Origin of the sequence: Anaerobacillus alkaliphilus, from assembly GCF_004116265.1 — a bacterium.
In the GTDB taxonomy this organism is placed as follows: domain Bacteria; phylum Bacillota; class Bacilli; order Bacillales; family Anaerobacillaceae; genus Anaerobacillus; species Anaerobacillus alkaliphilus.
Genome location: NZ_QOUX01000046.1, coordinates 854,279 through 867,449, shown reverse-complemented (window position 1 = coordinate 867,449; position 13,171 = coordinate 854,279). Strand labels below are relative to the sequence as shown.

Genomic DNA, 13,171 nt, shown 5'->3' with positions numbered 1-13,171 from the left:
CGAAGCAATTCATAAAAGCCATTCAAAATTCATAATTTCTAATTCATAATTGGAATGGGGTGGTTTTATGCCGGAATTACCAGAGGTTGAGACAGTTAAAAGAACGTTACAACAGTTAGTTGTCGGAAAAACGATTCAAGAGATCACTGTTCACTGGGGGAAGATCATTAAAAGACCAGATGATGTTGCAGAATTTTGTCACTTATTAATTGGTCAGACCATTAGGGGAGTTGAAAGAAGAGCAAAATTCTTGAAAATCATCCTTGATAATTATGTCATTGTATCTCACCTTCGTATGGAAGGGCGTTATGGTTTACACGAAAAGGAAGAAGAAATTGATAAACATACACATGTTATTTTTTCGTTCACTGATGGAACTCAGTTACGCTATCGTGATGTAAGAAAATTTGGTACAATGCACCTCTTCCTTAAAGGGGAAGAGGATATCAGTCTTCCTTTAACTCAGTTAGGAATTGAACCTTTTGATGAGAAATTTAAGCCTAGCACCTTAAAGGAAGTGTTTAAGGACTCTAATCGCAAAGTAAAGGTAACCTTATTAGATCAAACTAAGTTGGTCGGACTAGGAAACATTTACGTAGATGAAGCACTTTATCGTTCTGGAATTTATCCAGAACGTGTTGGAAAGGACTTAACAGAAAAAGAGGTAAAAAGACTTCATAAAGAAATAAAGGCTACGCTTCAAGAAGCTATAGATTTAGGTGGTAGCTCTGTGAAGTCTTATGTTAATGGTCAAGGAGAAATGGGCATGTTCCAACAACAATTATTTGTTTACGGTAGAAAAGGTGAGCCTTGTAAAGCTTGTGGAACGGCAATAGAAAAAATTGTTGTAGGTGGAAGAGGAACCCACTTTTGTCCGAAATGCCAAAAGAAATAAAATTATGAATTGTGTATTAGAAATTATGGTGAAAGTTTTGCTTCGTAGACTTTCACTTACATCAATTCATAATTCATAATTCAAAATTAATAAGTACATTGGATGGGCTCCTACCATATACTATCGTATCAGTGGTTGGAAGGAGCTTTGAATATGGTTGAAATTCTTTCCTTACTTTTATTAGCGTTGGCAGTAAGTCTCGATAGCTTTGGAGTTGGGCTAACCTATGGCCTAAGGAAGATGAAGCTTCCTTTTAAGTCTTTGCTGTTTATTGCTTCATGCTCGGCGGTGTCTATTCTTGTTGCCATGACTATTGGTAACATGATTGTCAAATACTTATCACCAAGTATTGCAGAGTCTATTGGTGGCTTGATTTTGATAATGATTGGAGCATGGGCTCTTTATCAGATTTATCGACCAGCGAAAAGAGATGAAAAGAATAAGGAAGACGACGTAATAGTTAATTTTGAGATTAAAGTTTTAGGAGTAGTAATAAAAATTTTGAGAAAACCAATGGTTGCAGACTTTGATAATTCAGGAACAATTACTGGTAGAGAAGCTTTTTTTCTAGGGATTGCCCTTTCATTAGACGCATTTGGAGCAGGGATTGGGGCTGCATTGATTGGATTTTCCCCTTGGTTTATGGCAGCAAGTGTCGCAATTATGAGTGCTCTATGCGTAACACTTGGGATGAAAAGTGGCTATTTCTTTTCAGATTCAAAAATAATGCATAAGTTTTCATTTATACCAGGCTTATTACTGATTATCATAGGGATTATTCGTTTGTAACATTTGTTTTAGGGAGTAAAACGATGATTATTGGATTAACCGGTGGAATTGCTAGTGGAAAAAGTACAGTATCAAAAATGCTAACAGATATTGGTATACCTGTTGTAGATGCAGATGTAATTGCTCGTGAAGTTGTGGAAATAGGAGAGCCAGCTTATGAAAAAATCATTGAAACATTTGGAGCTGATATCTTAGCTTTTGATCGGAACTTGGATCGAAAAAAATTAGGGACAATTGTCTTTAATAATGAAAAACAGCGTTTAGCACTAAATGAAATTGTACATCCGGCTATTCGAAAAAGAATGAAGGACAGAGTCGCACAATGGCAGGAAAAGGGGTATCGGACAATTGTTTTAGATATTCCACTTTTATTTGAAAGTAAATTAACATCAATGGTTGAGAAAATAATTGTTGTGTACGTTGATGAAGAATTACAGCTTGAGCGTTTAAAGTTAAGAGATCAATTTACTGATCAGGAAGCCATGGCACGAATAAGTTCACAAATGCCTTTGCAAGATAAAATTCTCCTCGCTGATGAAGTTATTCATAATCATGGTTCCATTGCTGAGTCAAAAGATCAATTATTAAGTATTTTAAGAAAATGGGACTGTATATAAAGTAGTGGTAGCTTTTTGTTATTATACAAAAGGCTATCTTTTTTGTTTAAATCTATAGACATTCGTACATTTATTAACTATTTTTCGAGAAAAGTGCAAAAAGAACTTCATATATTCATACTATATGTTATACTAATCTTAGAAAACATTTATTTAGTATGACATAATTTTGTGGAGGGATATCATATATGAAAGCGAAAGTAGCAATTAATGGGTTTGGAAGAATTGGGAGAATGGTGTTTCGTAAGGCAATTCTTGATAATAAATTAGAACTTGTTGCAATTAATGCGAGTTATCCTGCAGAGACCCTTGCTCACTTAATTAAATATGATAGTATCCATGGCGAGTTTATGGGGGAAGTGAAAGCTGAAACTGATGATACACTCACTGTTAATGGAAAAAAAATACAGTTAATCAGCGAACGTGATCCTAAGAAATTACCTTGGAAAGAGCTAAACGTTGATATTGTAATTGAAGCTACTGGGAAATTTAAATCGAAAGAAACAGCAGGTTATCATCTTGAGGCTGGTGCTAAGAAGGTAGTTATAACTGCCCCTGGAAAAAATGAGGACATTACAATTGTGATGGGTGTTAATGACCATAAATATAACCATGAGAAACACAACATTATTTCGAACGCTTCATGTACAACAAATTGCTTAGCTCCAGTTGCAAAGGTAATTCATGAAAAGTTTGGTATTGAAAGCGGTTTAATGACAACCATTCATTCGTACACAAATGACCAAAAAAATATAGATAATCCACATAAAGATTTACGCAGAGCAAGAGCTTGTGGTCAATCAATTATTCCGACTACGACAGGAGCTGCAAAAGCTTTATCATTAGTATTACCTGAATTAGAAGGGAAAATGAACGGGCTATCCCTTCGTGTACCAACCCCAAACGTATCGCTTGTGGATTTGGTTGCTACTGTTGAAAAGGACATAACAATTGAAGAGATTAATGAAGCACTAAAAGAAGCTGCAAACGGCTCATTAAAAGGTATCCTTGGCTTTACAATGGAACCACTAGTGTCAATTGACTTTAATGGTAATGAAAACTCTTCAATAATTGATGGTTTATCAACAATGGTAATAGGGAAAAGACAAATTAAAGTATTGGCTTGGTATGACAATGAGTGGGGGTACTCTTGTCGAGTAGTTGACTTAGTAAATTATGTGGCAAGTGAGATCGTAAAGCACTCAGAAATTGGGGTTTCTTAACAGCGACGTTTATAAATAGTACAGCTTTTTAAAGGGTATAGTAAGTTGTATCACCCATCGTTCTGCTATACTTGGGTTCTAAAATATGCAGATTTATCATTGCAAATAAAATCCAAAACAAGTATACTAAATTTCGTGAACTTCATATAAGCAATTAAGGACAGCTTGGTTACTTGAAAGGGTTAGGACCTCTCTGGACTAACTTTCCCCCTTAGTAATCAAACTTCCTGCATGCATGAGAAGGCATGAATATTTAAACGAAGGGGGATTCAACTATGGATACAATGGGTCGTCATGTCATAGCAGAATTATGGGGCTGTGATGTAGAAAAGTTGAATAATATCAGTTTTATTGAGCAATTATTTGTTGATGCAGCATTAGAAGCTGGTGCTGAAGTAAGAGAGGTTGCTTTTCACAAGTTTGCACCTCATGGTGTAAGTGGTGTAGTTATAATCTCTGAGTCACATTTAACAATACACAGTTTTCCTGAACATGGTTATGCGAGTATTGATGTATATACATGTGGTGATCGTATTGACCCTAATGTGGCATCTGATTATATTTCGAAAGGACTTGGAGCCAAAACAGTAGAGCATGTTCAAGTGCCTAGAGGAATGGGTCCAATCCGTGTAGGAAAACTAGAGGTAACTTCATTAAAATCGTAAAGATCCGTAAGGGGTGTATTCGTACACCTCTTTTTTGAGTTTTCTAGCAATTTTTTCATTTTTTGTCTATAATTTTACTAAGGTAATTATTAGAGAGGTGGAGAAAGCATGGGATTTAAAGAAACAATTAATAAATACTTTTCTACGCATACAGAAACAGCTGAGTCACATTATGATGAGGCGTTAAAAACAAGATATTATAAAGCAATGAAGGACAAAGCATTTAACGAAGTCCTAACCTTATTGCATAAAACACAAGGATTTCAAGTGAAGTCAAATTCAATTGATCGAGGAGAAATTATTGTTGAGGGGAAAGCAAAAAAGAAATTCTTTTTGGTAGCTACGATTATTATGGTATCCCCAAATAGAACAGCTGTCGACTTTGCTGTAACAACAGAAACAGCACTTCCTTTAGATTTTGGGTTTAGTGCAAGTGTAATTAAAGAAGTCTACAAAAAAATAGACAAGCATTTAGAATATGTAGGATCCGGACTAGGGGCTTAGACCTCTACAAAGTCAACATAAATAGAGCCTGGTAAAAGTATCACTTGTACTTACTATCATTTTTTTATATCATAATAAAGGACAAGTATTTATTTCGTGATACTATAGAATTATGAAACACTTAGTGTTCTAGTCGTATAAGTGAAAGATTATTTAAGGCAAACATATGGAGATGATTGTTATGCGCTGTCCTACATGTAGTTATAACGGTACTCGAGTACTTGACTCACGCCCAAGTCACGAAGGGCGCTCGATTAGAAGAAGACGAGAGTGTGAAGAGTGTAACTTTCGCTTTACGACTTTTGAAACAGTAGAGGAAACTCCTTTAATCGTTGTAAAGAAAAATGGTAATCGAGAAGAGTTTAGTAAAGAAAAAATCCTCCGTGGCCTTATCCGCGCATGTGAAAAACGTCCAGTACCGTTACAGAAGCTCGAGGAGATAGTTGATAAGGTTGAGAAAGATCTTAGAAACGCCGGTTTTGCTGAAGTTAAAAGTGAGGATGTCGGTGAAAGTGTTATGGAATATCTAGCTAATGTTGATGACGTAGCATATGTTCGCTTTGCATCAGTTTATCGGCAATTTAAAGATATTAATGTATTTATAGAGGAATTAAAAGACCTTTTACAAAAAGCTGATACTAAATAAAAGAGCTTAAGATATGATCTTAGCTCTTTTTTTGTTCTAATTGACAATAGAAAATAACTCTAACAGAAAGTTTTGTTCTTATTTGTACATTTTTCCCTAAATGGTTGTAAAAATTGATTTGAGTTTTTATGTAATTATAAAAAAAAGTGTTAAAATAGATTAGTAAAATACTAGATACGGGTGATGAAAAAATGGCGTTACATTGGATGCATTTATTACCTGTTGATCGTTATATAGTTCGAGCGAACTCCTATATAAACGAAACAGACCGAAAAATTATTACCCTTTTATATCAGCCACTAATTGGAGCAGTTGCCCATAGTCTTTATTTCGCTCTTGAGAGCGAGTTAGAAAAAGATCAATTTACAAGTTTAGAGACAACACACAAAACTTTAATGACAATGATGGGTCTCCCTTTAGATAAAATATTCGAGGAACGGAAAAAGCTTGAAGGAATTGGACTTTTAAATGTTTATAAACAAAAGCTAGATGATGATGTCAGCTATTTATACGAACTACAAAAGCCTTTTAGTCCGCAAGAATTTTTTAAAGATGATGTCCTTAGTGTTTATTTATACAATAGGGTTGGAAAATATCGATATCTCCAGCTAAGAGATCGTTTTACGATCAGTAAGGTCAGTAAAGAGGAGTATAAGGACATTACTATGTCATTTGGAGATGTATTTACTTCCTTGCATCACTCTGAAATCTCTTCACAGCAAGGCGAACTTTCATCTTCACTTGCAATTGATTTGAATCGAGATATCGTCGGTAATGACGATAGTACCCAATCTTATTCAATACTTGAAGATACGTTTGACTTTTCATTATTAACTACTCACCTCTCGAATCTGATCAATCCAAAGACATTATTAACCGAAAAAGTAAAGGATATGATTGTCCGTTTGGCATTTGTATACCGAATTGATCCTTATGAGATGAGTAAAATCATTCAAGACTCCCTACTTCATGACGACAAGGTTGATCTAGATCTTATGAGAGAAAAGGTTAAAAATTGGTATAAGTTCACACACGAAAGCGAACCACCAGGATTAGGGTTACGAACACACCCTCAAAAACATCGAACAATGACAGGAAAACAACCATCAAATGAGGAAGAAGAAATGATCTTCCTTTATGAAACTGAATCCCCTTTAACTTTGCTAGAAAGTAAGTCGGATGGTGCAAAAGTTCCGATTGCAGATGCAAAAATTATTGAATCACTATTATTAGATTACAAACTTTTACCTGGAGTGGCGAATGTACTGCTTGACTTTATTCTCGAAATTAATGATATGAAATTAACAAAATCCTATGTAGAAAAAATTGCAGCGCAATGGGCGAGAAAAAATATAAAGACAGTAAAAGAGGCCATGATTTTGGCCAAGGCAGAATATAAAAAACGTAGTCAATGGGAGCAGGGACTTTCAGAGACAGCTGCTACTAAAGAAGTTTCGGCAAAAACACGTCAGAACAATAACCGCTACGTTAGGAAAGATCGCTTGCCAAAGTGGTTAACAGAAGAGAAAAAGGAAACAAAACCAGGTCAAGAGGATGATATCTCCAAAGTGAAAGAAGAGTTAGAGGCAAAACTAAAGCAGTTAAAATTACAACGTAAACAGGAGGGTTAGAGAATGGAATCTATCCAAGAAACGTTACAAAAAATGAAAAATTCTACTAAATTTTTAAATCAATTCCAACGTTTGAAGGAGGAAGTTCTAACTGATAAAGCAATTATGAACTTTATTCAAGCTAACCCTGATATACTTGAAAGTGAGATTGAGCGGAATATCTCCAGACTATTTGAATTTCGGAATGAGAGAAACCACTGTCATCGATGTACAGGTTTAGACCTGTGCCCGAACATGATGAAAGGATACCAACCAGAATTATATTTAGAGCGAGCCCAAATTCAGCTTAAATATAATCCTTGTCAGATGAAACTAAAAGCTGAAGAAAGCAAACGCCAACAAAAATTAGTGAAAAGCTTATATATACCAAAAGAAATTCTTGCTGCTACCTTTGATCATCTTGACCAAGATAATCGCTCAAGGATTTTAGCCATTGCAAAAGCAGTTGAGTTTGCAACAACGGCAACTCCTGGAACATCAGGAAAGGGTCTCTACTTACATGGTAAGTTTGGAGTAGGCAAAACCTATATCATGGGAGCAATTGCCAATGAACTTGCAGAGAGAAATATCTCAACGATGCTTGTTTATACACCGGATTTTTTCAGAGAATTAAAGTCGGGTATTCATGATGGTTCTTATAACGAAAAACTTGATCTTGTAAAAAATGTACCTGTACTAATTTTGGACGATCTTGGTGCTGAAACAATGTCTAGTTGGGTAAGGGATGATATTTTAGGTGTAATCCTTCAACATAGGATGCTAGAAAAGCTACCAACATTGTATACATCAAACTATGATTTTGAAGAGTTAGAAGAACATCTATCCTATTCACAAAAAGGCGGCATCGAACAATTAAAGTCTAAACGCATCATGGAACGCATCCGTCATTTTGCTGAACCAATTTTCATTGAGGGGAAAAACCGTAGAGGTTAGACGATGAAAACGAAGTAAATCTAATTATACATTTTTTCCTAAAGTATGTTACCATAATAAAAGGTGTTTCTTCTGAAATTATTGATATATTAATAGATATGCTGGATTTACTAAGAGAGATGGGGGTTTTTATATGACAATTGACCGTATCCTTGAACGCGCAGTTAGTGGAGAGCGATTAACGATTGAAGACGCTATTCTTTTATACGAGAGCAACGAAGTGGAGAAAATTGGTGCTGCTGCTAATGAAGTTATGAAAAAGTGGCATCCTGAACCAATTACAACGTTTGTTATCGGTAGAAATGTTAATTATACAAATTTTTGTGATACGTACTGTCGCTTTTGTGCTTTTTATCGACCTCCAGGTCATAAGGACGGATATGTATTAGATGATGAAGTAATACTGGATAAAATTCAAGAAACTGTTGATGTTAATGGAACAGAAATTCTCATGCAAGGTGGAACACATCCGGATTTACCTTTAAGCTACTATACAAATTTACTAGTGAAAATTAAGCAACGTTTCCCTACTATTACGATGCATTCTTTCTCTCCTGCTGAGATCTGGAAAATGGTAGAGGTTTCTGGCCATAGTCTAAAGGAAGTTTTACTTCAGCTTAAAGAGGCAGGACTCGATTCTGTACCAGGTGGTGGAGCAGAAATTCTTGACGATCGTACAAGAATGAAGATTAGTAAGAAAAAAGGCTCTTGGGAACAATGGATCGAGTGTATGAAAATGGTGAAGACCGTTGGAATGCACGGTACAGCTACAATGGTAATTGGCTTTGGCGAATCATACCACGAGCGTGCTTTACATCTTCAGCGTGTTCGTGATGCTCAAGACGAAACAAACTGCTTTTTAGCATTTATACCTTGGACATTCCAACCAGATAATACAAATCTTAAAGCTGAAAAAGTAACACCAGAAGAATACTTGAAAAATTTAGCTATTTCTAGATTGTTTCTGGACAACATTCCAAACTTCCAATCTTCTTGGGTTACAATGGGACCAGAAATTGGTAAAAAATCACTTTCATATGGATGTAATGACTTTGGAAGCACAATGATGGAGGAAAATGTTGTTTCAGCTGCAGGAGCAACTCACAAGGTAAATACAAATCTTATCTTACGATTAATTCGAGAAGCGGGGAAAGTACCTGCTCAACGAAATACGAAGTATCACACCCTGCGTGTATTTAAAGAAGAGGAACAAACAGATAAAGATTTTGTGATGCAAAATTAACCAGCAAAGCCGATGACTTCATCGGCTTTTTCTTTTTCCTAGGGTGACGAACTAAGATCTAGATAATTAATTTCTAGTTATACGCATTATTTTGGATAAGCCCCCATATATATGTATAGAAAAAATAGACACTAGAAGGTAGTTTGCGTCTAATTGTTGTGGGAGGGGCTTTCATTGATAGAGATTTATTTACAAAATAAGCTCGATCGTTATGATTTACTTACTAATTTTAAGGCTGGGCTTCAGGCCTTTATAAAGAATGAGGAAGTTGAACTTTCGGAAGTAAGCGATAAACTATTTATAAAAGTAGATGACACAGTTGATTTTAATGAAACAATAAAACCAGCTTTAACTAAAGTATTAAAAAAGCATGTGGTTGAAACAAAAGAAGATGCCTGGCTTTTAGATATTATTGAGAATATATTTTTTTACGAAAACGAAGAAGAACAGTCTCATATTTTAGTAATGGCGAAGTCAATTTTAGCAGGTGAAAGATTAGATTTACCAAATGTAACAAAATTGTTTTCTACCGAAAAAATTATTGAGGATGCATTTAATACTTTTTTAACTAGAGATTGTAATTTTTGTTATGATTCATTTCTAACATTTCGTTTAAGAGGCTATTTGGATAAATTAATTGATTGTGTAGAAATGGCTATTGATGAGTTCCGTCTAGAACAAGAATATCAAAACCTTTTAGAGAGCTTACGATTTTATTTAAAAAAACGTCTACCGAGATTAAATTGTGTTCATCTAGTTATTGATAAAGAAATCTTTTTTTATGATGAGTTCTTCCAACCAATTTCTGACGAAAAACTAGAAACCTTTTTAGACCGTGAAATTGTTTTTGAAAAGGAAATTCCAATTCAAGAAATGGTAATCAGTCCATTAGTTAGTATTGCCCCAAAGGAAGTTCATCTGTATAGTAATGATATTGATAGTGGTGTGATACATTCTATTCAGAATATATTTCAAGAAAAAGTTCAAATATATAGTAAAAGTGTGTTCGAAAAGAAGAACTATAAAATGCATTAAGGTCGTGGAGAGGTATTTTTTTCTAAAAACCAATTTAAACTTGCTTTTCGTAAAATAAATTCATATAATAACGTACATAAGCAAATTACATCCAAAATAAGTTATGATGAGGACATGAGTTTTATTTTACGGTTTAAAGAGAGGGAAGTATAGCTGAGAGCTTCCTAACACGAAAATAGTACTTACCACCTCTGAACTTCAGTAGGGAACTAATAGTATCTACTGACGGCCACAACCGTTATATCTCATGAGACACAAACGTGTACTGAAGCCCCTATTCTGGGTTACTTAGGTACTTGTGTGAATGAGGGTGGAACCACGAGCGCTACACTCGTCCCTTTTTAGGGATGGGTGTTTTTTGTTTTTTATTTTAATTTTTCAGAAAATAAGGAGTGTTAACTATGGAACAAGTGAAAGTAACTTTCCCTGATGGCGCAATACGAGAGTATGATCAAGGAGTAACGACTGAAGATATTGCAGCTTCGATTAGCCCAGGTCTTAAGAAAAAGGCGGTAGCTGGTAAAGTAAATGGTAAAGTTGTTGATTTATTATTACCGATTACGGAAGATGCGGCAGTAGAAATTGTGACACTAGACTCAAAAGAAGGATTAGAAGTTTATCGTCATAGTACTGCTCACTTAATGGCACAAGCACTGAAACGACTGTATCCAGACATTAAACTAGGAATTGGACCTGTTATTGAAAATGGTTTCTATTATGATGTTGACATGGAGCATGTATTAAAGCCAGAAGACCTACCACTAATTGAAAAAGAAATGAAAAAGATTATTAATGAGAATTTACCGATTAGCCGTAATGTTGTTTCTCGTGAAGAAGCTCTTCGCATTTATGAGGAAATTGGCGATCACCTAAAGCTTGAACTTATTCGTGAGCTTCCAGAAGGACAAGAAATCTCTATTTATGAGCAAGGAGAATTTTTCGATCTTTGTCGTGGACCACATCTTCCGTCTACAGGAAAAATTAAGGCTTTAAAGTTAATGAGTATCGCGGGTGCTTACTGGAGAGGAAGTAGCGATAATCAAATGCTGCAACGTATTTATGGAACAGCATTTCCTAAGCAGGGAGATTTAGATGAATATTTACATTTCCTTGAAGAGGCACAAAAGCGTGACCATCGTAAGCTAGGGAAAGAGCTAGACTTATTCATGTTCTCGGAGGAGTCTCCTGGTATGCCTTTCTATCTACCAAAGGGACAAGTTGTTCGTACAGAACTTGAGAACTTCTCAAGAGAATTACAGCGTGCTGCAGGCTACGATGAGGTACGCACACCATTTATGATGAACCAACGTTTATGGGAGCAATCCGGTCACTGGGAGCATTACCATGAAAATATGTATTTTTCAGAGGTAGATGATACGAAGTTTGCAATGAAACCAATGAACTGCCCAGGGCACATGCTGATCTTCAAGAATGAACTTCATTCTTACCGTGACCTACCAATCCGTATGGCTGAGTTTGGTCAAGTTCACCGTCACGAATTAAGTGGAGCATTAAACGGGATGATTCGTGTACGTACGTTCTGTCAAGACGATGCACATATCTTTGTAACACCAAAGCAAATCGAAAGTGAAATTAAAGAAGTCTTTACACTGGTTGATAAAATTTATAAGACATTCGGTTTCGAGTACTCTGTAGAACTTTCGACTCGTCCAGAAAATTCAATGGGTGACGACCGCCTTTGGGAGCAAGCTGAGAACGCTCTTCGTAATGTGTTAGAAGATTTACAACTACCATATCAATTAAACGAAGGTGATGGCGCATTCTACGGTCCAAAAATCGACTTCCACATTAAGGATGCTCTAAAACGTAGCCACCAATGTGCGACAATTCAAGTTGACTTCCAAATGCCAGAGAAGTTCGACTTAACGTATGTTGATGAAAACAACAACAAAGTTCATCCGGTTGTTATTCACCGTGCAATTTATGGATCTATCGACCGTTTCTTTGGTATTCTAGTTGAACACTTTGCAGGAGCTTTCCCAACATGGCTTGCTCCAGTACAAGTGGAAATCATACCAGTAAGTGATGTTCATCTTGAGTATGCAAACCAAGTGAAAGCTAAACTTTCTGAAGCTGGAGTTCGTGTTCACATTGATACTCGTAATGAAAAAATGGGTTATAAAATCCGTGAAGCACAAATGCAAAAAACTCCTTATATCCTTGTATTAGGTGATAAGGAAATTGAAGACAGTGCTGTAAATGTTCGTAAATATGGCGAACAAAATTCAGAAGCTGTTGGTCTTGAAACATTTATCTTTAACATTAAAGAAGAAATCGCTACTAGAAAAAATAACTTAGTTTAATTTAAAAAAACTGCTGAAACAAGTTTCAGCAGTTTTTTTGTGCGCTACTATTACTTAGGTAAATATTTTTCTTCTATAATAAGTTCAATACTGTTTTAAACGGAATAATTAAAGGCTCTTTTCGTAAACATTGCTCCTGCGGTTACTCGTCGCACTAAAAACTGTTGCTTTATACCCTAAAATAATCGGGAAAAATACCCTAGATGAGGATATCAGCCAATAAATTTTTGTAAGAAAAGAGCAATACTTACTAAATTAGTTGTGAATTCTTTGTATCTTTAAGCAACAAACTTTGCGAAAACAGCCTAATTAAAAGAAAGCAAAAATAAAAAAGTTAACAAGATGTACTTACGCAAATGATCAACTTCAGGATATAATAGAGTTTAACTTCTAGTAAAATACAAGTAAAAGTATAGAACAAATACTGGAATATTATCCGAGCTAGAATTACTGGTTATCATTTTATTGATAACTAGAAACCGTTAGTATTATATAGATATCTTAATTGGTAGAATTTTATAAAAGGCTCTTTTCGTAAACATTGTGGCTTTTTATCCTAAAATAATCGGAAAAATACCCTAGATGGAGATTTCAGCCAATAAATTATGTAAGAAAAGAGCGGTACTTACTAAATTAGTAGTAAACTCTTAGTAATTTGTGTAAAAA

At 35.3% G+C, this 13,171-nt stretch carries 12 protein-coding genes and 1 other annotated feature; all 12 genes read left to right on the top strand.

What is annotated here, in order from left to right:
• The first annotated feature begins 67 nt into the window (after positions 1–67).
• The 12 genes from mutM to thrS all read left to right on the top strand — a co-directional run bounded on the left by mutM (position 68) and on the right by thrS (position 12,505).
• The gene (gene mutM / locus DS745_RS19430) at positions 68–895 is read left to right on the top strand and encodes a DNA-formamidopyrimidine glycosylase (protein ID WP_129079869.1); all 828 of its coding nucleotides are present in this window, start codon (positions 68–70) and stop codon (positions 893–895) included.
• 153 nt (positions 896–1,048) lie between these two features.
• Positions 1,049–1,684 (top strand): sporulation membrane protein YtaF, encoded by a 636-nt coding sequence (gene ytaF / locus DS745_RS19425; protein WP_129079868.1) that lies wholly within the window; start codon positions 1,049–1,051, stop codon positions 1,682–1,684.
• 23 nt (positions 1,685–1,707) lie between these two features.
• Positions 1,708–2,301, top strand: a complete 594-nt coding sequence (gene coaE, locus DS745_RS19420; protein ID WP_129079867.1) for a dephospho-CoA kinase — start codon at positions 1,708–1,710, stop codon at positions 2,299–2,301.
• 188 nt (positions 2,302–2,489) lie between these two features.
• Positions 2,490–3,524, top strand: coding sequence for a glyceraldehyde-3-phosphate dehydrogenase (locus DS745_RS19415; protein WP_129079866.1), 1,035 nt, complete (start codon positions 2,490–2,492; stop codon positions 3,522–3,524).
• Positions 3,525–3,799: 275 nt separating this feature from the next.
• Positions 3,800–4,189: an adenosylmethionine decarboxylase gene (gene speD / locus DS745_RS19410; RefSeq protein WP_129079865.1), complete on the top strand. Its 390-nt coding sequence runs from the start codon at positions 3,800–3,802 to the stop codon at positions 4,187–4,189.
• 108 nt (positions 4,190–4,297) lie between these two features.
• Positions 4,298–4,693 (top strand): DUF1499 domain-containing protein, encoded by a 396-nt coding sequence (locus tag DS745_RS19405; protein WP_129079864.1) that lies wholly within the window; start codon positions 4,298–4,300, stop codon positions 4,691–4,693.
• Between the two features lie 181 nt (positions 4,694–4,874).
• Positions 4,875–5,339: a transcriptional regulator NrdR gene (nrdR, locus tag DS745_RS19400; RefSeq protein WP_129079863.1), complete on the top strand. Its 465-nt coding sequence runs from the start codon at positions 4,875–4,877 to the stop codon at positions 5,337–5,339.
• A 191-nt stretch (positions 5,340–5,530) separates the two neighbouring features.
• Positions 5,531–6,970: a replication initiation and membrane attachment family protein gene (locus tag DS745_RS19395; protein WP_129079862.1), complete on the top strand. Its 1,440-nt coding sequence runs from the start codon at positions 5,531–5,533 to the stop codon at positions 6,968–6,970.
• 3 nt (positions 6,971–6,973) lie between these two features.
• On the top strand, positions 6,974–7,903 hold the full coding sequence (dnaI, locus tag DS745_RS19390; RefSeq protein ID WP_129079861.1) for a primosomal protein DnaI: 930 nt from the start codon (positions 6,974–6,976) through the stop codon (positions 7,901–7,903).
• A 133-nt stretch (positions 7,904–8,036) separates the two neighbouring features.
• The gene (mqnC, locus tag DS745_RS19385; protein ID WP_129079860.1) at positions 8,037–9,146 is read left to right on the top strand and encodes a cyclic dehypoxanthinyl futalosine synthase; all 1,110 of its coding nucleotides are present in this window, start codon (positions 8,037–8,039) and stop codon (positions 9,144–9,146) included.
• Positions 9,147–9,320: 174 nt separating this feature from the next.
• Positions 9,321–10,181 carry a putative sporulation protein YtxC gene (gene ytxC, locus DS745_RS19380; RefSeq protein WP_161568319.1) on the top strand — a complete coding sequence of 287 codons (861 nt, stop codon included), beginning with the start codon at positions 9,321–9,323 and terminating at the stop codon, positions 10,179–10,181.
• 94 nt (positions 10,182–10,275) lie between these two features.
• Positions 10,276–10,523: a binding site (T-box leader), on the top strand.
• 59 nt (positions 10,524–10,582) lie between these two features.
• A complete protein-coding gene (gene thrS / locus DS745_RS19375) occupies positions 10,583–12,505 on the top strand; it encodes a threonine--tRNA ligase (RefSeq protein ID WP_129079858.1) in 1,923 nt (640 codons plus the stop codon).
• The last annotated feature ends 666 nt before the right edge of the window (positions 12,506–13,171 follow it).

Excerpts from the sequence above, each read along its gene's own strand:
- dnaI (WP_129079861.1), top strand. The coding sequence starts at position 6,974 with ATGGAATCTATCCAAGAAACGTTACAAAAAATGAAAAATTCTACTAAA.
- mqnC (WP_129079860.1), top strand. The coding sequence starts at position 8,037 with ATGACAATTGACCGTATCCTTGAACGCGCAGTTAGTGGAGAGCGATTA.
- coaE (WP_129079867.1), top strand. The coding sequence starts at position 1,708 with ATGATTATTGGATTAACCGGTGGAATTGCTAGTGGAAAAAGTACAGTA.
- DS745_RS19395 (WP_129079862.1), top strand. The coding sequence starts at position 5,531 with ATGGCGTTACATTGGATGCATTTATTACCTGTTGATCGTTATATAGTT.
- mutM (WP_129079869.1), top strand. The coding sequence starts at position 68 with ATGCCGGAATTACCAGAGGTTGAGACAGTTAAAAGAACGTTACAACAG.
- DS745_RS19415 (WP_129079866.1), top strand. The coding sequence starts at position 2,490 with ATGAAAGCGAAAGTAGCAATTAATGGGTTTGGAAGAATTGGGAGAATG.
- nrdR (WP_129079863.1), top strand. The coding sequence starts at position 4,875 with ATGCGCTGTCCTACATGTAGTTATAACGGTACTCGAGTACTTGACTCA.
- ytaF (WP_129079868.1), top strand. The coding sequence starts at position 1,049 with ATGGTTGAAATTCTTTCCTTACTTTTATTAGCGTTGGCAGTAAGTCTC.
- thrS (WP_129079858.1), top strand. The coding sequence starts at position 10,583 with ATGGAACAAGTGAAAGTAACTTTCCCTGATGGCGCAATACGAGAGTAT.
- DS745_RS19405 (WP_129079864.1), top strand. The coding sequence starts at position 4,298 with ATGGGATTTAAAGAAACAATTAATAAATACTTTTCTACGCATACAGAA.
- speD (WP_129079865.1), top strand. The coding sequence starts at position 3,800 with ATGGATACAATGGGTCGTCATGTCATAGCAGAATTATGGGGCTGTGAT.